Source organism: Thermomonospora cellulosilytica (assembly GCF_014138835.1).
In the GTDB taxonomy this organism is placed as follows: Bacteria; Actinomycetota; Actinomycetes; order Streptosporangiales; family Streptosporangiaceae; genus Thermomonospora; species Thermomonospora amylolytica.
This window is the reverse complement of sequence record NZ_JACJII010000001.1, coordinates 7,099,974-7,121,305: the sequence shown is the minus strand read 5'-3', so window position 1 is coordinate 7,121,305 and position 21,332 is coordinate 7,099,974. Positions and strand designations below refer to the sequence as shown.

Below are 21,332 nucleotides of genomic sequence, written 5' to 3'. Positions count from 1 at the left end.
CGACTCCCACCCCACTACCGCCGGAGGTCCCGGTATGGAGTTCAACTACGCGGATGTGTTCGAGGGGCTCGCGGACGCGATCGGGGAACGCGTCGCGGCGGTGTGCGGCGACCGCAGGGTCACGTACGCCGAGCTGGACGCGGAGGCCAACCGGCTGGCGCACCACCTGCGGTCGGCGGGGGTGGAGCCGGGGCAGCACGTGGCGATGCAGCTCTACAACGGGCTGGAGTACGCCACCGCGCTGCTGGCCACGCTGAAGATCCGGGCCGTTCCGGTCAACGTCAACTACCGGTACGTGGAGGGGGAGCTGGTCTACCTCTACACCGACTCCGACAGCGTGGCGCTGATCTACGACACCGAGTTCGACGACCGGGTGGCCGCCGCCGCGCCGCAGGCCCCGGAGCTGCGGCACTTCGTCGCGGTCGGCGGCGGCTCGGCCGTCCCGGGGGCGGTCGGGTACGCCGAGGCCGTCCGGGAACAGCCCGCCACCCGGGACTTCCCGCAGCGGTCCGGCAAGGACCTCTACATCATCTACACCGGCGGGACCACCGGCATGCCCAAGGGCGTGATGTGGGAGATGGAGCAGATGCTCCACGCGTTCTGGCATCCCCACGCGCCCCGCCCGGCCAGGCCCGAGGACATCGTGGCGCAGGCGGTCGCCAACGGCCCGCTGATCATGATGCCGGTGGCCCCGCTGATGCACGGCGCCGCCCAGATGGCCACCTGGATCTCCTGGTGGATGGGCTCCACGCTGGTGTACGTCCGCAAGTTCGACCCCGCCGAGGTCTGGCGGACCGTCGAACGCGAGAAGGTCAACTCCATGACCGTCACCGGCGACGCCATGGCCATCCCGCTCGCCGAGGAACTGGCCGCCGGCTCCTACGACGTCTCGTCGCTGTACGCGTTCGTCTCCACCGGCGCGATCCTCACCGGCACCGTCCGCGAACGGCTGGCCGGGCTGCTGCCGAACGTGATGATCCTGGACCGCTTCGGCTCCACCGAGTCCGGCTCCACCGCCGAGGCGGTCGCCGGGTCCAGCCCGGAGAAGGGACTGAAGTTCGCCCCCGACACCGAGAACGTCACCGTCCTGGACGAGTCGCTGCGTCCCGTCGAGCCCGGCTCCGGCGTGATCGGCCAGGTCGCCCGCTCCGGCTACATCGCCAGCGGCTACTACAACGACCCGGCCAAGACCGCCCGCACCTTCCCCGAGGTGGACGGCAGGCGATGGCTGCTGACCGGCGACATGGCCACCGTGGAGGCCGACGGCACCATCGCCGTGTACGGCCGGGGCTCGCAGACCATCAACACCGGCGGCGAGAAGGTCTACCCCGAGGAGGTCGAGGCCGTCCTCAAGGGCCACCCGAACGTCTACGACGCCGTCGTCACCGGCGTCCCCGACGAACGCTGGGGCAACCGCGTCGCCGCCGTCATCCAGCCCACCGGAGGAACACCGCCGAGGGAGGACCTGGACGCCCACTGCCGCAAGCACCTGTCCGGCTACAAGGTCCCCAGGATCTACGCGTTCGTCGAGGAGATGAAGCGCTCCCCGGCGGGCAAGGCCGACTACCGCTGGGCCAAGCAGGTGGCCCAGCAACACGCCTAACCCTTCACCGTCACCAGAGGCCGCAGCTCCCCGCACCGGGCGGGTCGTTCGGGAGGCTCAAGGGATTTTCGTGGGGGTCGTAGGCTGCTGGTGTGGAGCGGGGGCGGCTGGCCGAGGAGCTTCGGCAGGAGATGCGGCGCAGCACCATGTTCACGGTGCTGCTGCACCATGCCACCGCGAGCAAGGCCGGGCTGAACGTGACCGACGCCCAGTGCCTCAACATCCTGGCCCTGGACGGGCCGCAGACCCCGGGGCGGCTCGCCCACCAGATGGGCATCACCACCGGCGGCGCGATCACCGCGGTCATCGACCGCCTGGAGCAGTCCGGCTACGTCAAGCGCACCCGCGACCCGGGGGACCGCCGCCGCGTCATCGTGGAGCCCGTCCCCGACGCCCTCGCCCGTTTCTCCGCCTACTTCGACCCCGTCGCCCGCGCCGTCCGCGACCGCCTCGCCGGGCTGACCGACGACCAACTGGAGTTCCTGGCGGCCTGGGTGCGCGGCATGAACGCCGCCATGCCCGACGTGATCGCCGAGATCGAACGCCTTCCCTAGGTTCTGTCCGGCAGATCCCGCAGGGCGGCTCGCCTAAGCCGGATCGCCGGATCCGGCTTAGGCGAGGTGCGGTCGCAGGGCGTCGTCGACCGCTTCGCCCAGCGTCTCGCGCAGGGTCCCTCCCCGGATGTTCACCTACTCCAACCCGGACGCCGAGGCCTGAGCGGCACGGGGACGGGAGACCGGCTCGGGTGTGACGGCGCGATCCGGGCCTCCCGTTCCCGGTCCGGTCCCTGGGGGAGGGGTGGTACAAACTAACCGGTCGGTCACCTACTACCCTGAATGTGATTCGGGCACCTGATCCCCCAGGAGGGCGCATGCGGACCGGACTGCAGGGCAAGACCGCACTCATCACCGGGGCGTCACGCGGCATCGGCAAGGCCACCGCGTTCGCGCTGGCCGCCGAGGGCGCCAACGTGGTGATCTCCTCGCGCAAGCAGGAGGCGCTGGACGAGGTCGCCGCCGAGCTGCGGGCGGCGCACCCCGAGGTCGGGGTGCTGGCCAGGGCCGCCCACGTGGGCGACGCCGAGCAGGCCGCCGCCTGCATGGACGCGGCGATCGCCGAGTTCGGCGGCATCGACGTGCTGGTCAACAACGCCGGCACCAACCCCTACTACGGGCCGATGGTGGACCTGGACGCGGCCCGCGCCGCCAAGACCGTCGAGGTCAACCAGTTCGCCATCGTGCAGTGGACCTCGCTGGCCTGGAAGAAGTCGATGGCCGAGCGGGGCGGCTCGATCATCAACATCGCCAGCGTCGGCGGCATGGTCACCGAGGGCGGGATCGGCTACTACAACGCCACCAAGGCCGCCGTCATCCACCTGACCCGGCAGTTCGCGGTCGAACTGGCCCCCGGGGTGCGGGTGAACGGCATCGCCCCCGGCCTGGTCAAGACCCACCTGGCCCGCGCGCTGTGGGAGGCCCACGAGGAGCGGATCAGCAAGGCCCTGCCGCTCGGCCGGCTCGGCGAGCCGGAGGACATCGCCAACGCGGCGGTCTTCCTGGCCGGTGAGGCGTCGTCGTGGATGACGGGGCAGACCATCGTCGTGGACGGCGGCTCCATCGTCCGCCCGTCGATCGCCTGAGAGAGGACCCGATCATGACCGCACGCTGGGGACTGACCGTTCCGATGGCCGGGGTGCCGCTGGCCGAGCACCGCGAGATCGTCGCCTCCCTGCCCGACCTGGGCTACACCGACGCCTGGTCCGCCGAGACCAACGGCCCCGACGGGTTCACCCCGCTGGCGCTGGCCTCGCAGTGGGCGCCGCCGCTGCGGCTGGGCACCGCGATCGTGCCGGTCTACACCCGCGGCCCGGCGCTGCTCGCCCAGCAGGCCGCCACCCTCGCCGAGCTGGCCCCCGGCCGGTTCGTGCTGGGCATCGGCACCTCCTCCAACACCATCGTCGAACGCTGGAACGGCATCCCGTTCACCGAGCCGTACGCCAGGGCCCGCGACACCCTGCGGTTCCTGCGCAGGGCGCTGGCCGGGGAGAAGGTCACCGACGAGGCGCTGGGCGTCAAGGGCTTCAAGCTCGAGCGGGCCCCCGAGCAGACGCCGGCGATCGTGCTGGCCGCGCTGCGCCCCGGGATGCTGCGGCTGGCCGCCAAGGAGGCCGACGGCGCGATCACCAACTGGCTGTCCCCGAACGACGTGCGCACCGTCCGCGGCGTCATCGGCGAGGAGACCGAACTGCTGGCCCGGCTGTTCGTGTGCCCCACCGAGAACGCCGAGGAGGCCCGCGCCATCGGCCGGTGGATGATCGCCGCCTACATGACCGTCCCGGTCTACAAGGCGTTCCACGAGTGGCTCGGCCGGGGCGACGCGCTCAAGCCGATGAACGACGCCTGGGCGGCCGGCGACCGCAAGGGCGCGCTGGAGGTCATCCCCGACGAGGTCGTCGACGACCTGATCGTGCACGGCTCCCCGGAGGCGTGCCGGGAGCGGATCCGCGAGTACGTCGACGCCGGCCTCACCACCCCGGTGATCGCCCTGGTCAACACCGGCGGCATGTCCCATGCCGAGGCGGTCCGGGCGCTGTCCCCGGCGGCGGGCTGACCGCCGGCACGGACGTTTACCGGCAGGGGGCCTGGGCAGGGTCGCGGGGGTCCGGAACCCCGACTGTGAGGAGCTGATCGTGCTCACGCTGACCAGCGGTGCCGTTCAGGTGATCCGTACCGTGACCGCCAACCCGGAACTGCCGCCGGAGACCGGAATCCGCATCGCGTCCGGAGTCAACGGCTCGCAGGCGCTGACCCTGTCGGTCGCGCCCGCCCCGGAGGCCGGCGACGAGATCGTGGAGAAGGAGGGCGCCCGCGTGTACCTGGAGGCCGGGGCGGCACTGCTGCTGCAGGACAAGACCCTGGACGCCCAGGTCGACCCGCAGGGGGACGTCGCGTTCACCATCGGCGACGACCCCGGCACGCCGGCCTGAGCACCCGGCCCGAGGACCAACCGTCCGGGGGTGACGGCCGTCCGCCCGGACGACCGTCACCCCCGGCGTGCCTCCACCACGGTCAGGGCGTGTAGCCGGGGGCCAGCCTCCGCCACGGGTGCGCCTTCTCCAACTGGGCGGCCAGGCCCAGGATCAGCGCCTCGCCGCCCGGCGCGGCCACGAGCTGCACCCCGATCGGCAGGCCCGCCGAGCTGATCCCCATCGGGATCGACGCCGCCGGGTACCCGGCCAGGTTCCAGGCGGCGGTCATCGGCGCGTACGTCAGCGCCGACAGCACGCTGCGCAGCCAGGACCCCTCGCCGCCGGGCCGCGCGGGCGGGGCCTGCCGGGCCAGCGTCGGCATGACCAGGATGTCGCGGCGGTCGAACAGCGGCGCCACCGCCTGCCGGAACCGCTCCCGGTCGGACCCGGGACCGCCGTCGCGGGGCGGCCGGACCCGCTGCGCGATCCGGCCCGCACGGGCGTGCTTGCGGGTACGGGACTCCAGCAGCGGGTCGTCGCGGAACGGCTCGGCGTCCATCGCCGGGTACGCCAGCCAGCGGCCCAGCACCGCCGGTCCCGCCCACAGCGGATAGTCCGGGTCGTCCCGCCGCACGTCATGGCCCAGCCGCACCAGCTCCCGGCCCGCCGTGCGGACCGCCGCCACCAGCTCCCGCCGGATCGCCACCCCCGGCGCGGGCGGCCGCACCGACAGCGCGATCCGCAGCCTGCCCGGCTCGGGCGGCGCGGCCAGCGCGGGATCGCCGGCCATCACCGACAGGGCCAGCGCCGCGTCGGCGACGGTGGTGGCCAGCGGCCCGTTCTCGGACATCCCGCCCCAGCTGTCGTGACCGATCTCCGACGGCACCACCCCGAACCCCGGCTTGATCCCGAACAGCCCGCAGTTGGCCGCCGGGATCCGGATCGAGCCCGCCCCGTCGTTGCCGTGCGCCAGCGGCACCAGGCCCGCCGCCACGGCCGCCGCCGCCCCGCCCGACGAGCCGCCGGGGGTACGGCTGGTGTCCCACGGGTTGCGGGCCACCCCGAACGCGTTGTCGGTGAACGGGTAGATCGCCAGCTCCGGCAGGTTGGTCAGGCCCACCACCACGGCCCCGGCGGCGCGCAGCCGCGCCACCACCGGATGGTCGGCCGGCTGCGGGGTGTCGTCGGTGGCCAGCGAGCCGTTGCGCATCGGCTCGCCCGCCACCGGCACGTTGTCCTTGATCGCCACCGGAACCCCGGCCAGCGGCAGCTCCGCCCGGTCCGGGCGCGCGTCGATCTCCTCGGCCTCGGCCGGCGCCTTCGCCGTCCGCACCTTCACGAACGCGCCCAGCTCGCCGTCCAGCTCCCGGATCCGCTCCAGATGCGCCGCGACGACCTCGCGCGCCGTGACCTTCCCCGCCTTCACCGCCGCCGCGATCTCGCCCGCGGTCCGCCCAACCCACTCGCTCATGGGCCGAGTGTGCCACTCACTCCGGGAACGACGGATGCGGCCCCATGGCCCAGTACTCGAAGAGGCCGTATCCCACGTGGCCGTCGTACTCGAAGCGCCCGGCGGCGTCGACCATGCCCCACATGCGGGCGGCGTCCTCGTCCTTGTGCAGGTCGTAGGCCACGCTCTGCACCACCGGGCCCGGCCCCTGGTACATGCCGTGCTTCCAGTCCGGCTCCAGCCCGTACCCGGTGCCGACCATCATGTGGACCGGCAGGATCGGCGTGGCCTGCACCTCGAACGGCTTGCCTCCCGGCGGGTTGAACGAGATCGCCGCGAACGCCACCTCCCGGGTGCCCTCCCGGTAGGTCGGCCGGTATTCGGGACGCCCCAGGTATTCGGGGTCCCTGTCCGGATCCGGCCAGACCCGCACCGCCTCCTCCAGCAGCCGCCGTCCCTTCTCGTCCTCCTGGAGGATGCACAGGATCGAGTGGGTCTCGAACTGCATCGGCGCGTACAGCCAGTACCAGGTGCCGGGGTTCTTGGCCTGGATGCCCGGAGGCTCGGGTTCGCCCACCGGCCGGATGCCCCACGACCGGTCCCGGGCGCCCCACCAGCGTTCCGGCGTGACCCGCAGCGTCTCGCCGTCCACCGTGATCGTCCCGGTCCACCGGCCGGTCTGCGCCAGCCGCCGCGAGTCGAACATCACCCGCTCCTGCCAGCGCACGAAGTGCGGCGGCTCCAGTTGCGCCGGGATCGCCCCGTCCCAGGTCAGGTCGAACGCCATCCCGTGCCCGGCCGCCGCGTCCAGCGTCACCCGCAGCTTCTTGAGCCCCTCGACCACCTCGACCCGCAGCGGCCCGACCCGGGTGTCCATCCGGTCGTTCCCCAGTTCCCGGGAGGCCCGCACGACCTTGTGCAGCGGGCCGCGCCGCAGCAGCGCGAACGCGTCGGTGACGCCGAGGTTGGGGTACTGCCCGAGCCCCACGATCAGCATCGCCTCGCCGGAGACGTCGAAGCCGGTGAAGTAGTAGCGGTCGTAGAAGTTCCGGTCCGAGGTGGCGGGATGCCGCATCACCTCCGGCACCTGGTGGACGGGGTAGTCGTCGAGCGGGGACAGGCTCACGCGTTCTCCTCGAGGATCCGGCCCAGCAGCCGGGTGGCGGTGTTGTCGCGGGGGAAGGGATCGTCGGGCGGGATCCAGCCGAAGTCGATCATCGCCTGCCCGATCCGGGCCATGATCACGGCGAATTTGAAGCCGGACAGCACCTCGTAGTACCGCAGGTGGCGCGGCGGGCGCCCGATCAGGCCGGCGTACCGCCGCACGGTCCGCTCATGGGACGGGAAGCCCGCCAGCCGCGGGACCTCGACGCACTCGGCGTGGTGCCGGTCCAGGTACAGGAACCAGGCCAGGTCCTCCTCCGGCGCCCCCAGCACGGCGCACTCCCAGTCCAGCACCGCCCGCGGGACGCCGTCCTGGAAGATCACGTTCCCGATCCGCGCGTCGCCCCACAGCAGGACCGGCGGGTCGGGCTCGTCGGGGGCGTTGGCCGTGAGCCAGTCCAGCGCGCGCCGCGCGATGTCCTGCGGTCCCGGATACGCCCAGTCCAGGTAATGCGCGTAGTAGCCGAGCCGCTGCCGCAGCCCCGTGGGACCCCACCGCGGCCGGTCCAGGAAGCCCAGCCCGAGCGCGTCCACGTCGAGCCGGTGGACGCGGGCCAGGATGTCGAGGGCGGACCACCACATGGCGGCGCGTTCGCCCGGCGGGACCTCCGTGACCCAGCCTGCGGAGTGGTACGGCGGCATGTCGGGCGGCACCCGGCCGTCCACCCGGGCCATCACGAAGAACGGCGCGCCCAGCGGCTCGTCCGACGGCTCGTACCAGCGGACGGCAGGCACCGGGATGTCGGTGCGCTCGTCGAGGACGCGCATCAGCCGGTGCTCGTCGCCGAACCGGGGCTCGGGGAAGATCTGGTACGCGCTCGGCGCGACCCGGGCCACCAGCGCCTCGAGCCGCCCGTCGCGCTCGACCTCGAACATCAGGGTCTCGCTGGAGAAACCGCTGGTCTGCGGGGTCTGGACGCGGGGCACGCGGGCGCCGGGCAGCCGGCGGGCCAGCCACTGCTCCAGCAGCCGCCGGGTGGTCTCGGGGTCTCGCTGCGCGGGAACGGGCATGACCGCCTCCTGGCTCGCCGAGCACCCCGAACTAGAACGTGTTCTATCCCGGGCGGGCGGACCCGTCAATGCCCGGTCCCGGGTACGTGAAAGCATCGAGGCGGAAGGAGGAGCGCATGAGGCTGACCAAGCTGGGACACGCCTGCGTACGGCTGAGCAAGGACGAGGGCACCCTGGTGATCGACCCGGGCGGGCTCACCCCCGAGACCGACGCCCTCGACGGCGCCGACGCCGTGCTCATCACCCACGAGCACTTCGACCACTTCGACGAGGACCGCATCCGCCGGGCCATGGCCGCCGACCCGGGACTCAGGCTCTACGCGTCCAGGACCGTCGCGGGCAAGCTCGCCGACCTCGGCTCCCGCGTCACCGAGACCGGGGACGGCGACTCGTTCACCGTCGCCGGCTTCGAGGTGCACGTCCACGGGGCCGAGCACGAGATCCTCGACCCGGACCTGCCGCCCATCCCCAACACCGGGTACCTGATCGACGGCGAGGTCTTCCACCCCGGCGACGCGCTGACCGTCCCGCCCGTGCGGGTGCCGACGCTGTGCCTGCCCGGCACCGCGCCGTGGATGAAGGTCGCCGAGATGTACGCCTACGTCAAGGAGGTCGCCCCCGAGCGGGCGTACGTCGTCCACGACGGCATCCTCAACGACGTCGGCATCTCGATCATGGAGAACCACGTCGGCAACGCCGCCGCCAAGGCCGGCGACAGGGACTACCGGCGGCTCAAGCCCGGAGAGTCGGTGACGCTGGGGTGACCCGGATCGAGGCGGTCTTCTTCGACATCGGCGAGACGCTGATCAACGAGGGGGAGATCTACGGCCGCTGGGCCGACTGGCTGGGGGTGCCCCGGCACACGTTCCTGACCAAGCTGGGCGCGGTGCTGGCGACCGGCGGCGCCCACCTGGACGTGTTCGAGTACTTCCGGCCGGGCTTCGACCTGGAGACCGAGGAGAAGCGGCGGGCCGAGGCCGGGGTCCCCAACGGCTTCGGCCCCGACGACCTGTACCCCGACGCCCGCGACTGCCTGGCCGGGCTGCGCGCGCAGGGCCTGTACGTCGGGGTCGCCGGCAACCAGCCGGTGGAGGCGGTCGGGCAGTTCGCCGCGCTCGGGCTGCCGGCCGACGTGGTCGGCATCTCCGACGCGTGGGGGGTGAGCAAGCCGGCGCCGGAGTTCTTCGCCCGCTGCGCCGCCGAGTGCGGCCGGCCGCCCGCCGAGATCCTGTACGTCGGCGACCGGATCGACAACGACGTGCGTCCCGCGCTGGCGTTCGGCATGCAGGTCGCGTTCCTGCGGCGCGGGCCGTGGGGGCACATCCAGCGCGACGACGCGGCGCTGCGCCGCTGCACTTTCGTGCTGGACGAACTGGCCGGGCTGCCCGGTCTTGTGGCCGCGCACAATTCGCGCCGGGACCCCTAGGGGATTTCCCGTACGTCGCGGGTATGGGGCACGGATCGATCGCGCGAGTGATTCGAGGCGGATCGTCCGGTTCCTAGCGTGGAACGTGAATCGGACGACCGGCGACCGAAGGAGTGGGACTCATGACCGGTCTGTATCGCCCCCGTGACGGCAGGATCATCGCGGGCGTCTGCGCGGGCCTGGCCCGCAGGTTCGGCATGTCGCCCGGGACGGTGCGGCTTCTGGCGGTCCTGTCGTGTTTGCTGCCCGGACCGCAGTTCGTCGCCTATATCGTGCTGTGGATCATGTTGCCGACCGAGGAGAGGTACCTTGCCCGAAGTGGCCGTTGAGAAAAGCGGGGTAGGCGTCATTCATGGCTAGCTCGTGGAACTGGCTCGTCGTCGACTGCGCCGAACCCCGCCGCCTGGCCGAGTTCTGGAGCCGGGTGCTGGAATTCAAGATTCTGGAGGAGGACGCCGAGAGCGTGGCGGTGGGCCTGGACGAGGGCACCTACCCCAAGATCCTCTTCCTGCGGGTGCCCGAGCCCAAGAACGGCAAGAACCGGCTGCACCTGGACCTGACCCCCGACGACCAGGCCGCCGAGGTGGAACGCCTGCTGGCGCTGGGGGCCCGGCACGTCGACATCGGCCAGGGCGAGCAGCCCTGGGTGGTGCTGGCCGACCCGGAGGGCAACGAGTTCTGCGTGCTGCGGGGCGAGGGGGCCTGACTCCGGCCCCCCGCCCCGTTCCGGCCGGAACGGTCGGTGCGGTACGGCATGATCGGCGCCATGGACACAGCGGAACTCGTGCGGACCTGGCGCCGGATCATCATCGGGGAGCACAAGTCCTGGGTGCTGTTCGCCAACGGCACCGTGGTGATCTGCATGGAGCCGGAGGAGGACCTGACCGCCCAGGCCACCGGGATCCTGCGGGAGTACGGCCCGGTCCGCGCCGGCACCCCCGCGGGCGACTTCGGCGTCATCGCCCTCGACGACGCCCCCGGCTGGGTCGTGTACGGCCACCACGACGACGTGCTGACCTACGTCGCGCCCGAGGAGATGGGCGACGACCCCGAGGACGTCGAGATCGGCCTGCACGGGCGTGCCAAGCGCGACCGGGACGGCCGTGAGCTGGAGGTCGTCCACGTCGAGGACAAGCGGCCCGCCTGAGCCCGGCGGTCCGCGCCGAGGGCGCCTTTCCGGGGCGCCACGGGTCAGCGCGGGCGGGCCAGGGGGAACGGGATGGTCTCGCGGATGCTCCTGCCGGTGAGGGTGATCAGCAGGCGGTCGATGCCCATCCCCATGCCCCCGGCGGGCGGCATCGCGTACTCCAGGGCCCGCAGGAAGTCCTCGTCCAGCTCCATCGCCTCCGGGTCGCCGCCCGCCGCCAGCAGCGACTGCTCGGTGAGCCGGCGGCGCTGCAGGATCGGGTCGATCAGCTCGCTGTAGGCGGTGCCCAGCTCCAGCCCGAACACGATCAGGTCCCACTTCTCGGCCAGCCGCCGGTCCGCCCGGTGCGGGCGGGTCAGCGGGGAGGTCTCGGCCGGGTAGTCCCGCACGAACGTGGGGGCCTTCAGCTCCGGCTCCACCAGGGCCTCGAACAGCTCCTGCACCAGCTTGCCCTGCCCCCAGTCCACGTCGAAGGCCAGCCCGGCCCGCTGGGCGTGCTTGCGGACCAGCTCGACCGGGGTGTCCGGGGTGATCTCCTCGCCGAGGGCGTCCGACACCGACCCGTACACGGTGATCTGCCGCCACGGCTCGGTCAGGTCGTACTCCACGCCGTCGCGCACCAGCACCGTCGTGCCGAGCGCGGCGCGGGCGGCCTCCAGCACCAGCTCCCGGGTCAGCACCGCCATCGTGTCGTAGTCCCCGTACGGCTCGTAGGCCTCCAGCATCGTGAACTCGGGGTTGTGCCGGGGGGACACGCCCTCGTTGCGGAAGTTCCGGTTGATCTCGAAGACCTTGCCGACCCCGCCCACCAGCAGCCGCTTGAGATACAGCTCGGGCGCGATCCGCAGGTAGAGCTGCATGTTGTAGGCGTTCATCCGGGTGACGAACGGCCGGGCGGTGGCGCCCCCGTGGATCGGCTGCAGCATCGGGGTCTCCACCTCGAGGTAGCCGCGCCGCCGCAGCCCCTCCCGGACCGCCGCCACCGCGTCCCCGCGCATCCGCAGCATCCGCCGGGCCTCGTCGTTGACGATGAACTCCACGTACCGCTGCCGCACCCGCGCCTCCGGGTCGGCCAGCCCGCTGCGCTTGTTGGGCAGCGGCCGCAGGCACTTGGCGGTCAGCGTCCACGACGACGCCAGCACCGACAGCTCGCCGCGCCGCGAGGTCACCACCTCGCCCTCGACGCCGACCTGGTCGCCGAGGTCCACCAGCCGCTTCCAGTCGGCCAGCGCGCCGGGGCGGCCGCGGGCGGTCAGCTCGTCGTGCGCCAGCATGAGCTGGATGTCGCCGGTCTCGTCGCGCAACGTGACGAACACCAGCCGCCCGTGCTCGCGGGCCAGCACCACCCGCCCGGCGACCGCGACCCGATGCCCGGTGCGGGTGTCCGGCGGCAGGTCGCCGAACCGGGCGCGGATGTCGGCGGCGTGGTCGGTGCGCGGGAAGCCCAGCGGGTACGGGTCCATCCCGGCGGCCCGGATCAGGTCCAGCTTGGCGTGCCGCACCCGTTCCTGCTCCGACAGCCGCCGCTGCGGGGTGCGGGCCGCGTCCGCCTCCTCCTCGATCCGCCTGATCCGCTCGACCAGCTCGGGGGAGGGCGCCTGCCGCGCGGCCCGGTCCAGCCTGGGCCGGTTGAGCGTCGGCAGGAACCCCTCGGCCCGCGCGAACGCCAGCCCCAGCCGCACCAGGTCGCGGGACTGCTGGTAGCACACGAACCGCGGCGCCCACACCGGGTTGTACTTGGCGTTGGCCAGGTACAGCGACTCCAGCTGCCAGAACTTGGAGGCCGCCGACAGCACCCGCGACCAGGCCCGCGCCACCGGCCCCGCGCCGAGCTGGGAGCCGCGCTCGAACGCCGACCGCAGCATCGCGAAGTTCAGCGACATCTTCTGCGCGCCGATCAGCGGGGCCTGCTCGGCCAGCTTGGCGACCATGAACTCGTTCAGGCCGTTCTCGGCGGTCCGGTCCCGGCGCATCAGGTCCAGCGACAGGCCGGTCCGCCCCCACGGCACGAAGCTGAGGATGCCGCGCAGCTCCCCGGCCGGGTCGAACGCCTCCACCATCACGCAGCGCCCGTCGGTCGGGTCGCCCAGCCGGCCCAGCGCCATCGAGAAGCCGCGTTCGGTGGCGCCCTCCCGCCAGCGGTCGGCGCTGGCGATGATCCGTTCCATCTCCTCGGCCGGGATCTGCGCGTGCCGCCGGATCCGCACCGTGTAGCCGGCCCGCTCCACCCGGCGCACCGCCTGGCGGACCTGGCGCATCTCCCGGCCCTCCAGGGTGAAGTCGGTCAGCTCCAGGATCGCCTCGTCGCCCAGCTCCAGCGCGTCGAACCCGTGCCGCCGGTACACATGCGCGGCCCGCTCGCCCGCGCTGACCACCCCGGGGATCCAGGCGTGCGCCCGGCACTCGGCCAGCCACAGCTCGATCGCCTGGTCCCACGACTCCGGGTCGCCCAGCGGGTCGCCGCTGGCCAGCGCCACCGCGCCCTCCACCCGGTAGGAGATGGCGGCCCGGCCGTTGGGCGCCACGATCACGTCCTTGTCGCGGCGCAGCGCGAAGTAGCCGAGGGAGTCCTGGTCGCCGTACTCGGCCAGCAGCCGCCGGGCGGGCAGCTCCTCCTCGGGGGTGAGCACCGCGTCGCCCCGGCCCGGCCGGAACAGCGCCCAGAACGTGATGATCAGCAGCCCGGCGCCCAGCACCCCCAGCAGCAGGTTGACCCGGGTCGGCACGTCCACGTCGATCGGCTCGCCGGTCACCCCCGGCCCGCCGATCGTCTGCAGCGCCGCGTACAGCGCGTCGGTGACGAACCGGCCGTCGGGGTCCCGGTTCATCAGCGTCACCAGGCCGGTGCCCAGCAGCCCGCTGACCGCCAGCACCCCGGAGAACACCTGCAGCGCCAGCCGCCGGTTGGCCCGGTCCGGCAGCGTGTTGAACTCCCGCCGCGCCGCCGCCAGCAGGGTCAGCACCGCGGTGTAGGCGGCCAGGGTGACCAGCTCGCCGGGCGGCACGCCGCGGCCGTGCACGACCGCCTGCTTGCCGGCCAGCAGCAGCGCCAGCCCGAAGTAGCCGCCGAACAGCAGCATCAGGATCCGCCAGGCCGCCTTCTTGCGCCGCCGCACCCCCATCGACAGCAGGATCAGCAGCACCCCGTACGGCAGGCTGGCGGTGAAGCCCAGGTAGTAGATCCAGCGCAGCGCCCAGATGCCGCCCAGCCGCTGGATCAGGTCCGAGGACACGAACGCCAGGATCGACAGCACGCCCGACAGCCGGGTGTACCAGAAGAACCCGTCGGGGATCGTCCGGACCAGACGTCCCCACAGGTCCCCGGAGCTCCTGCCGTCGGCCGTCATCGGCGCCTCGCGGCGGCTCGGCGGTGTCTTCCCTGTCGCACTGCTGGATCTCACCATCGACTCATAGCGTGATGTCACGGTCCCGGCCCGGGCGTACCGGTTTACCGGGCTTGTCCGCGCTCGCGGCCACGGTAACGGACCCTTTTCGTCACCGTCTGCAGTTCCTCCCTGTTCAGAACGAGTGTCGCAGCGCGCCGGCGGGAACGGCCCGCCGACCGGTCCGCGAGAAGTCGCCAACTTCCCGGATGGGCGCGGCGTCCAAGGGTATGGGGCCGTTGCTCGCGTGCCCCGTCCGAGGTTGTCAGCAATTGTCGATATGGTCGCGCATATGCCGAACGAGACCGCCGGGGAGAGACTGCTCGCCCGGCGTTACCGCTTGTTGGCCCCGGTCGGCCATGGCGGCATGGGGACGGTGTGGCACGCGCACGACGAGGTCCTCGGCCGCGACGTCGCGGTCAAGGAGGTCATCCTGCCGCACGGGCTGACCGACGAGGAGCGCGCCGTCCAGTACAAGCGCACGTTCCGGGAGGCCCGCACCGCCGCGCGCCTGGGACACCCCGGCGTGGTCACCGTCTACGACGTGGTCGAGGAGGACGGGCGGCCCTGGATCGTGATGGAGCTGATCCGGGCCCGGTCGCTGGACAAGGTGATCAAGCAGGAGGGGCCGCTGCCGGTGCGGCGGGCCGCCGAGATCGGCCGGCAGATGCTGGCCGCCCTGCACGCCGCGCACGAGGCCGGGGTGCTGCACCGCGACGTCAAGCCCAGCAACGTGCTGGTGGCCGGCGGCGACCGCGCCGTGCTGACCGACTTCGGGATCGCGGTCGCCACCGGGGACGCCACCCTCACCCAGACCGGCCTGGTGATGGGCTCGCCCGCCTACATCGCCCCCGAACGCGCCCGCGGCAAGACCGCCGGGCCCGCCTCGGACCTGTGGTCGCTGGGCGTCACGCTGTACGCGATGGTGAACGGCCGCTCCCCGTTCGAACGGCCCGAGCCGATGGCCTCGCTGGTGGCGGTGATCTCCGAGGATCCGCCGCCCGCGCCGAACGCCGGGGCGCTGGCGCCGGTGATCGAGGGGCTGCTGCGCAAGGACCCGGCGGAGCGGATGACCGCCCCCGAGGCCGGGATGCTGCTGGACGACATCGTCCGCGACGAGTCCTCCGCCGACGACAGCCGGACCCGTCCGGTGCCGCCGCCGCGGCTCGAGCCGGCCGACGAGTCCGAACGGTCCGACCCGGGGCAGCGCGCCCAGGCGGTGCCGGTCCCGGCCGAGGACGCCCCGGGCGAGGGCGGCGACCCGCTGGCGACCCGGCTGGACGGCGGCGACCCCCTCGCCACCCGGCTCGACTCCGGCGACCCGCTGGCCACCCGGGTGGACTCCGGGGAGGGCACCCGGGTCGGTCCGAAGGCGCCCGTCCCCGAGCGGGCCGAGCCCGCGCCGCCGGCGACGGCGGCGAACGACCTGCCCACCCGGCCCTCGTCCCGCACCGGCGGCGGGCGCACGGTGCCGAGCCGGCCGGTGCTGATCGGCGTCGTGGTGGTGGCCGTGCTGCTGGCGATCAGCGCGGTGGCGATGGCGATGTCCCGGAATGACGACCCCGAGACGCCCGCGGGCCGCACCGGCGGGTCCGGTCCCGCGCGGACCGCGAGCGCCTCGCCCTCGGCCGAGCGCACCACCGAGCCCACGGCGAGCGGGTCGCCCGCCGACCGCACCGAGAGCGAGGTCCCCGAGGGCTTCCGCCTCCACCGGGACTCGACCGGGTTCGCGGTCGCGGTCCCCGAGGACTGGAGCGGCCCGGACCGCGAGGGGTCCAGCGTGTTCTTCCGCAGGCCGGGCGGCGGCGCGTACGTCCAGATCGACCAGACCGACGACCCCGGGCCGAGCGCCCTGCAGGACTGGAAGGACCTGGAGGCCGCGTCCCGGGGCTCGCGGTTCCCCGGCTACCAGCGGGTCAAGCTGGGCCCGACCGGCGACCAGCCGCCCGTGCCCGACACCGGCGACGGCGACCGGTCGGCGGACTGGGAGTTCACCTGGCAGTCCGGGTCCACCCGGATGCACGCGCTGGACCGGGGCTTCGTGGCCAACGGCCGGGGCTATGCGATCTTCCTGGTCGCCCCGGATTCGGAGTGGGAGCAGGTCCGCCGGGAGCTGGACCCCGTCTTCCGCAGCTTCCGGCCCGCCGAGTGACCCGGCGGGCCGACCGTGAGAGCGATGGGGTCCTTCGACGATGGCCGGTGACCAGCGCGATGAGGGTCCGGGCCGCCTGATCGCCGGCCGGTACCGGCTGGAGACGGTGCTCGGCCGCGGCGGCATGGGCACGGTGTGGCAGGCGCGCGACGAGATGCTCGACCGCCCGGTGGCGGTCAAGGAGGTCCAGGTCCACCGGGAGCTGGGCGAGGCCGAACGGCGGCAGGTGCGCGAGCGCACCCTGCGCGAGGCGCGGGCCACCGCCCGGCTCAGCCACCCCGGCATCGTCACCGTGCACGACGTGGTGGACTCCGGCGACCGGCCGTGGATCGTGATGGAACTGCTCCGCGCCCGTTCGCTGGCCGACGTGCTGGCAGGGGAGGGGCCGCTGCCGCCGGCGCGGGCCGCCGACATCGGCCGGCAGATGGCCGCCGCGCTGCGCGCCGCGCACGCGGTGGGCATCCTGCACCGCGACGTCAAGCCCGCCAACGTGCTGATCACCGCCGAGGGGCGGGCGGTGCTGACCGACTTCGGCATCGCCCGGGTGATGGGCGACGCCACCCTCACCCAGACCGGGCTGCTGGTGGGCTCCCCGGCCTACCTGCCGCCGGAACGGGTCCGTTCCGAGCGCGCCACCCCCGCCTCGGACCTGTGGTCGCTCGGCGCCACCCTCTACACGGCCGTGGAGGGCCGTCCGCCCTACGACCGGCCCGACGTGATGGCGGTGCTGGCGGCGCTGATGACCGAGGAGCCGCCGCCCCCGCGCAACGCCGGCCCGCTCGCCCCGGTGATCGGCGGGCTGCTGGTCCGCGACCCGGCGCGCCGGCTGACCGCGCCGCAGGCCGAGGAGATGCTGGCGCAGGTCGCCGCGGGCGCTCACCCCGCCCCGCCGCCCCCGGCCACGCGGCCGTCCGGCCCGCCGGTTCCGCCGCCGGAGCACGTCGCCACCGCGCCCGTCGCGGCACCGGCCCGTTCCGGCGCCCATCCGGCGCTGCTGGTGCTGGTGGGGGCGCTGGCCGCGGTCGCGGTGGCGCTGGCCGTCGTGCTGGTCGTCCGGCCGGGCGACGGCTCCGGCCAGGGCGGAACGGGCGCGCAGGCCACGCCCACGGTGATCTCCGGCCAGGCCGGCGGGCCGCAGCCGCCGCCGGGCACCACCGCCCCCGTCACGCCCACCCGGTCCGCAGCCCCCTCCGTTCCGCCGGGGCTGCGGCCGGTGAGCGGTCCCGGCTACCGGATCGCGGTGCCGGAGGGCTGGCAGCGGATGGAGCAGGGCTCCAGCGTCTTCTGGCGGGACCCCGGCTCCGGGGCGTACGTCCAGGTCGACCGCACCCCGTGGTCCGGCGACCCGCTCGCCCACTGGCGGCAGTGGGAGTCGGAGGTCATCGCCCAGGGCGGCCTGCGCGACTACCGCCGGATCGGTCTCAGCCGCGCCGCCGGCGTCCCCTACGACGCCGCGGACCTGGAGTTCACCTGGACGAACGCGGAGGGCGTGCCGATGCACGGCCTGGACCGGGGCGTCATGGCGGACGGGCGGCCCTATGCGGTGTTCGTCGCGATCCCGCAAAGCGACTGGGACGCGAACGCGGAAAGGGTGAACAATATCCTCGACACGTTCCGGCCCTAGGGGGACCGGGCGCACCACGGGAGGGACTCGCGCGTCCCAGACGGGGGACCATTCAGCCATGGCGCAGGCTCAGCAGGGGCATCTGCTCGGGAACCGCTACCGCCTCGACAGGGTGGTCGGCCGGGGCGGCATGGGCACCGTCTGGCAGGCCTACGACACCATGCTGGACCGGGAGGTGGCGGTCAAGGAGGTGCTGCTGCCCCCGGGGCTGAGCCCGGACGAGCGCGACGTGCTGTACGAGCGGACCTTCCGGGAGGCGCGGGCGTCGGCGCGGCTCAACCACCCCAGCGTGGTCACCGTGCACGACGTGGTGAACGAGGGCGGGCGGCCGTGGCTGGTGATGGAGTTCGTCCGGGCCCGCTCGCTGCAGGACATGATCGACGAGGGCCTGGTGCCGTACGCCCGGGCCGCCGAGATCGGCCGGCAGACCCTGGAGGCGCTGCGGCACGCGCACGGCAAGGGCATCCTGCACCGCGACGTCAAGCCCAGCAACGTGCTGATCACCGCCGAGGGGCGGGCGGTGCTGACCGACTTCGGCATCGCCCAGGTGGAGGGCGACTCCACGCTCACCCAGACCGGCCTGGTGATGGGCTCGCCCGCCTACATCCCGCCGGAGCGGGCGCAGGGCGAGCGGGCGGTGCCCGCCTCGGACCTGTGGTCGCTGGGCGCCACCCTGTACGCGGCGGTGGAGGGCCGCTCCCCGTACGAGCGGTCCGACGCGATGGCGTCGCTGGCCGCGGTGCTGAGCGAGCCGGTGCCGCCGCCGCGCAACGCCGGGCCGCTGACCGACGTGCTGATGGGGCTGCTGGCCCGCGAGCCGATGTACCGGCTGACCGCCGACCAGGCGCTGCCCAAGCTCGCCGAGGTGGCCGAGATGGGGCGGCGGCCCCGCCCGCCGTCCCGCAACCAGGTCCGCGAGTTCCCCACCGTGCTGGACGAGACCCAGCTGGACGAGACCAAGCTGGACGAGCCGTTCGAACGGCCCAGGCCCAACCGGGCGTCCATCGGCTACGGCCCGCCTCCGCCGCTGCCGCCGGAGGCGGCCGACACGGTGCTGGACTCCGCCGAGATCGAGGTCGCCACCCGGGAGGACTCCGGGTCCCGCCCGCTGCCGCCCTCCCGGCCCGACCCCTCCGACGCCGAGTCCCGCACCGTGCTGCAGCCGCCGGACTGGAACATGCCGCCCCGGCCGCCCACCCCGTACACCCCGCCGCCGTGGCAGTCCCAGCAGCCCCGGCAGCCGGACCGCTACGAGCGGGAACGGGCCAAGACCATCGTCATCGTGACCGTCGCGGTGATCCTGGTGGTGATCGCGGTGCTGGCGGGCGCGCTGATCCTGCGCGCCCAGACCGGCGCGCTCGGCCCGGCCGGCCCGGGTGGCCAGGTCACAGCCAGCCTGGCCTGACCAGGCCCGACTCGTAGGCGAACACCACGAGCTGGGCGCGGTCCCGGGCGCCCAGCTTGACCATCGCCCGGCTGACATGGGTCTTGGCGGTGGCCGGGCTGACCACCAGCCGCTCGGCGATCTCCTCGTTGGTCAGGCCCTCGGCGACCAGCGCCATCACCTCCCGCTCCCGGTCGGTCAGGGCGTTCAGCCGCACGTCCGGGACGGGCTTCCTGGCCCGGGTGGCGAACTCGGCGATCAGCCGCCGGGTGACGCCCGGCGACAGCAGCGCGTCCCCGGCGGCCACCGCCCGCACCGCGTGGATCAGCTCCACCGGCTCGGTGTCCTTGACCAGGAAGCCGCTGGCCCCGCCGCGCAGCGCCTCGAACACGTACTCGTCCAGCTCGAACGTGGTGAGGATGACGATCCGGGGGCCCGACAGCCGGTCCTCGGCGGCGATCTGCCGGGTGGCGGCCAGCCCGTCCAGCCGGGGCATCCGGACGTCCATCAGCAGCACGTCCGGGCGCAGCCGCCGGGCCTGCTCGACCGCCTCGTGGCCGTCGCCGGCCTCGCCGACCACCTCGATGTCGGGCTGGGCGTCCAGCAGCGCCCGGAACCCGGCCCGCACCAGCACCTGGTCGTCGGCCAGCAGCACCTTGATCATCGTTCCTCCGCCCCGGCCGGGCCGGCCGGCAGCAGCGCGGTGACCCGGAACCCGCCGCCCGGCCGCGGCCCGGCGGACAGCTCCCCGCCCAGCGCGGCGGCCCGTTCCCGCATCCCGGCCAGCCCGCTGCCGCCGGTGTCCTCGGCCAGCAGCGCCGCGCCGCGTCCGTCGTCGTCCACCCTGATGAACACCCCCCGCTCACCGTAGGAGACCCGGACCCACACCGTCACCGGGCCGGGCCCGGCATGGCGGGTCACGTTGGTCAGCGACTCCTGCACGATCCGGAACACGGCCAGGTCGGTCCCGGCGGGCAGCGCGCCGGGCGGCGGCGGGTCCACCTCGGCGTGCACGGTCAGGCCGGCGGCGCGGGCGCGGTCCAGCAGTTCGGGCAGGCGGTCCAGGCCGGCGGCCGGGGAGCGGGGGGCGGTCTCGCCCTGCTGCCGCAGCACCCCGATCACCTGCCGCATCTCGGTGAGCGCCTCCTTGCTGGCCTCCTTGATCGCCGCCAGCGCGGTGCGCGCCTGCTCCGGCCGCTCGTCGATCAGGTGCAGCGCCACCCCCGCCTGCACGTTGATCATCGAGATGTTGTGCGCCAGCACGTCGTGCAGTTCGCGGGCGATCCGCAGCCGCTCCTCGCTGGCCCGGCGGCGTTCGAGCTCGCGCCGCCTGCTCTCGGCCTCGGCGGCCCGCTCGGCGGAGATCCGCACCAGCTCCGACCCGGTCAGCGACACCAGCACCGCCAGCAGCCCGATGGTGGCGCCGACCGCGGTGGGCCGTTCCACCGGGAACAGCCGTTCGGCCGTTCCCCGCAGGTCGGCGGGCAGCCCGATGAGCCAGGTGAGGGCGCAGTAGCCGAGGAACCCCGTGATCGTCCCCGCCCATGCGCCGATCCGGTGGCCGGACACCACCAGCGCCAGCACCGCCACGGACAGCAGCAGGACCACCGGACCGTACGGATAGGCGCGCAGCAGGTAGAGCACCACGACGGCGCCCACCACGACCGCGGTCGGCGCCGGGAAGCGCCGCCGGGCCAGCAGCGCCGCCGCCCCGGCCGCCAGCAGGCCGACGGCGAACGCGTCCAGCCTGGTCGTCGGGTAGGCGTGCGGCTCCTCCAAGGCGTTGCGCTGCGCCCCGAACGACCCGGCCGTGACGAACACCCCCAGCAGCAGCGGCACGACCCACACCGGCCAGTCGCGGGGGCGCAGCCCCGGCTGCAGGAACGGGCGGAGCACCGTGGGAACGTTCACTCCTGCACGGTAATCGGCCCGCCGGAGCCCCGGCGTCGGCCCAGGGGCGTGCCCGTGACTACTCCCACTGGAGTACGCCCGGTTCCTCAAGTTTCAACCGCGCACCCGG

The 21,332-nt window shown here is 73.7% G+C and carries 19 protein-coding genes; 13 read left to right on the top strand and 6 right to left on the bottom strand.

What is annotated here, in order from left to right:
• The first annotated feature begins 34 nt into the window (after positions 1-34).
• From HNR21_RS33460 to HNR21_RS33440, 5 genes are all read left to right on the top strand, one after another.
• A complete protein-coding gene (locus tag HNR21_RS33460) occupies positions 35-1,603 on the top strand; it encodes an acyl-CoA synthetase (protein ID WP_182708264.1) in 1,569 nt (522 codons plus the stop codon).
• Positions 1,604-1,695: 92 nt separating this feature from the next.
• Positions 1,696-2,157, top strand: a complete 462-nt coding sequence (locus HNR21_RS33455; RefSeq protein ID WP_198679500.1) for a MarR family winged helix-turn-helix transcriptional regulator — start codon at positions 1,696-1,698, stop codon at positions 2,155-2,157.
• Between the two features lie 317 nt (positions 2,158-2,474).
• A complete protein-coding gene (locus HNR21_RS33450; RefSeq protein WP_182708263.1) occupies positions 2,475-3,242 on the top strand; it encodes an SDR family oxidoreductase in 768 nt (255 codons plus the stop codon).
• A gap of 14 nt (positions 3,243-3,256) precedes the next feature.
• Positions 3,257-4,213: an LLM class F420-dependent oxidoreductase gene (locus HNR21_RS33445; protein WP_182708262.1), complete on the top strand. Its 957-nt coding sequence runs from the start codon at positions 3,257-3,259 to the stop codon at positions 4,211-4,213.
• 79 nt (positions 4,214-4,292) lie between these two features.
• Positions 4,293-4,589, top strand: a complete 297-nt coding sequence (locus tag HNR21_RS33440) for a Fe-S cluster assembly protein HesB (protein WP_119728765.1) — start codon at positions 4,293-4,295, stop codon at positions 4,587-4,589.
• An 82-nt stretch (positions 4,590-4,671) separates the two neighbouring features.
• Here HNR21_RS33440 and HNR21_RS33435 read toward each other — a convergent pair whose 3' ends face one another.
• The 3 genes from HNR21_RS33435 to HNR21_RS33425 are packed head-to-tail and all read right to left on the bottom strand — an operon-like array spanning position 4,672 to position 8,196.
• A complete protein-coding gene (locus HNR21_RS33435; protein WP_182708261.1) occupies positions 4,672-6,042 on the bottom strand; it encodes an amidase in 1,371 nt (456 codons plus the stop codon).
• Between the two features lie 16 nt (positions 6,043-6,058).
• Positions 6,059-7,147 carry an Rv3169 family protein gene (locus HNR21_RS33430; RefSeq protein WP_182708260.1) on the bottom strand — a complete coding sequence of 363 codons (1,089 nt, stop codon included), beginning with the start codon at positions 7,145-7,147 and terminating at the stop codon, positions 6,059-6,061.
• Positions 7,144-8,196 carry a phosphotransferase family protein gene (locus HNR21_RS33425; RefSeq protein WP_182708259.1) on the bottom strand — a complete coding sequence of 351 codons (1,053 nt, stop codon included), beginning with the start codon at positions 8,194-8,196 and terminating at the stop codon, positions 7,144-7,146. The genes HNR21_RS33430 and HNR21_RS33425 overlap by 4 nt, the downstream gene beginning before the upstream one ends.
• Before the next feature lie 116 nt (positions 8,197-8,312).
• Here HNR21_RS33425 and HNR21_RS33420 point away from each other — a divergent pair, with 116 nt between their 5' ends.
• From HNR21_RS33420 to HNR21_RS33400, 5 genes are all read left to right on the top strand, one after another.
• Entirely contained in the window at positions 8,313-8,960 is a 648-nt protein-coding gene (locus HNR21_RS33420) for an MBL fold metallo-hydrolase (RefSeq protein WP_182708258.1), read from the top strand.
• Positions 8,957-9,622, top strand: a complete 666-nt coding sequence (locus HNR21_RS33415) for an HAD family hydrolase (RefSeq protein ID WP_119728768.1) — start codon at positions 8,957-8,959, stop codon at positions 9,620-9,622. Before HNR21_RS33420 ends, HNR21_RS33415 begins: the two co-directional genes overlap by 4 nt.
• Before the next feature lie 122 nt (positions 9,623-9,744).
• Complete coding sequence (locus HNR21_RS33410; RefSeq protein ID WP_182708257.1) at positions 9,745-9,951, top strand: PspC domain-containing protein; 207 nt, start codon at positions 9,745-9,747, stop codon at positions 9,949-9,951.
• Positions 9,952-9,974: 23 nt separating this feature from the next.
• A complete protein-coding gene (locus HNR21_RS33405) occupies positions 9,975-10,328 on the top strand; it encodes a VOC family protein (RefSeq protein WP_119728770.1) in 354 nt (117 codons plus the stop codon).
• Positions 10,329-10,388: 60 nt separating this feature from the next.
• Positions 10,389-10,769: a hypothetical protein gene (locus HNR21_RS33400; RefSeq protein ID WP_182708256.1), complete on the top strand. Its 381-nt coding sequence runs from the start codon at positions 10,389-10,391 to the stop codon at positions 10,767-10,769.
• A gap of 44 nt (positions 10,770-10,813) precedes the next feature.
• Here HNR21_RS33400 and lysX read toward each other — a convergent pair whose 3' ends face one another.
• Positions 10,814-14,116, bottom strand: a complete 3,303-nt coding sequence (gene lysX / locus HNR21_RS33395; RefSeq protein ID WP_182708255.1) for a bifunctional lysylphosphatidylglycerol synthetase/lysine--tRNA ligase LysX — start codon at positions 14,114-14,116, stop codon at positions 10,814-10,816.
• Between the two features lie 328 nt (positions 14,117-14,444).
• On the opposite strand from lysX, the gene HNR21_RS33390 reads away from it, so the two are divergent.
• Genes HNR21_RS33390 through HNR21_RS33380 form a run of 3 tightly spaced genes read left to right on the top strand, consistent with a single transcriptional unit; the run spans position 14,445 to position 19,333 of the window.
• Positions 14,445-16,304 carry a protein kinase domain-containing protein gene (locus tag HNR21_RS33390; RefSeq protein ID WP_246442437.1) on the top strand — a complete coding sequence of 620 codons (1,860 nt, stop codon included), beginning with the start codon at positions 14,445-14,447 and terminating at the stop codon, positions 16,302-16,304.
• A gap of 40 nt (positions 16,305-16,344) precedes the next feature.
• Complete coding sequence (locus tag HNR21_RS33385; RefSeq protein ID WP_182708253.1) at positions 16,345-17,928, top strand: serine/threonine-protein kinase; 1,584 nt, start codon at positions 16,345-16,347, stop codon at positions 17,926-17,928.
• A 58-nt stretch (positions 17,929-17,986) separates the two neighbouring features.
• Positions 17,987-19,333 carry a serine/threonine-protein kinase gene (locus tag HNR21_RS33380; RefSeq protein WP_182708252.1) on the top strand — a complete coding sequence of 449 codons (1,347 nt, stop codon included), beginning with the start codon at positions 17,987-17,989 and terminating at the stop codon, positions 19,331-19,333.
• On the opposite strand, the gene HNR21_RS33375 is transcribed toward HNR21_RS33380, so the two are convergent.
• Positions 19,314-19,976 carry a response regulator transcription factor gene (locus tag HNR21_RS33375; RefSeq protein ID WP_182708251.1) on the bottom strand — a complete coding sequence of 221 codons (663 nt, stop codon included), beginning with the start codon at positions 19,974-19,976 and terminating at the stop codon, positions 19,314-19,316. The genes HNR21_RS33380 and HNR21_RS33375 overlap by 20 nt on opposite strands.
• Entirely contained in the window at positions 19,973-21,223 is a 1,251-nt protein-coding gene (locus HNR21_RS36245) for a sensor histidine kinase (protein ID WP_220500396.1), read from the bottom strand. Before HNR21_RS36245 ends, HNR21_RS33375 begins: the two co-directional genes overlap by 4 nt.
• Positions 21,224-21,332 lie beyond the last annotated feature (109 nt).

Coding starts and splice junctions, on each gene's coding strand:
- HNR21_RS33460 (WP_182708264.1), top strand. CDS start 35: ATGGAGTTCAACTACGCGGATGTGTTCGAGGGGCTCGCGGACGCGATC.
- HNR21_RS33450 (WP_182708263.1), top strand. CDS start 2,475: ATGCGGACCGGACTGCAGGGCAAGACCGCACTCATCACCGGGGCGTCA.
- HNR21_RS33445 (WP_182708262.1), top strand. CDS start 3,257: ATGACCGCACGCTGGGGACTGACCGTTCCGATGGCCGGGGTGCCGCTG.
- HNR21_RS33435 (WP_182708261.1), bottom strand. CDS start 6,042: ATGAGCGAGTGGGTTGGGCGGACCGCGGGCGAGATCGCGGCGGCGGTG.
- HNR21_RS33425 (WP_182708259.1), bottom strand. CDS start 8,196: ATGCCCGTTCCCGCGCAGCGAGACCCCGAGACCACCCGGCGGCTGCTG.
- HNR21_RS33420 (WP_182708258.1), top strand. CDS start 8,313: ATGAGGCTGACCAAGCTGGGACACGCCTGCGTACGGCTGAGCAAGGAC.
- HNR21_RS33410 (WP_182708257.1), top strand. CDS start 9,745: ATGACCGGTCTGTATCGCCCCCGTGACGGCAGGATCATCGCGGGCGTC.
- HNR21_RS33405 (WP_119728770.1), top strand. CDS start 9,975: ATGGCTAGCTCGTGGAACTGGCTCGTCGTCGACTGCGCCGAACCCCGC.
- HNR21_RS33400 (WP_182708256.1), top strand. CDS start 10,389: ATGGACACAGCGGAACTCGTGCGGACCTGGCGCCGGATCATCATCGGG.
- lysX (WP_182708255.1), bottom strand. CDS start 14,116: ATGACGGCCGACGGCAGGAGCTCCGGGGACCTGTGGGGACGTCTGGTC.
- HNR21_RS33390 (WP_246442437.1), top strand. CDS start 14,445: ATGCCGAACGAGACCGCCGGGGAGAGACTGCTCGCCCGGCGTTACCGC.
- HNR21_RS33385 (WP_182708253.1), top strand. CDS start 16,345: ATGGCCGGTGACCAGCGCGATGAGGGTCCGGGCCGCCTGATCGCCGGC.
- HNR21_RS33380 (WP_182708252.1), top strand. CDS start 17,987: ATGGCGCAGGCTCAGCAGGGGCATCTGCTCGGGAACCGCTACCGCCTC.
- HNR21_RS33375 (WP_182708251.1), bottom strand. CDS start 19,976: ATGATCAAGGTGCTGCTGGCCGACGACCAGGTGCTGGTGCGGGCCGGG.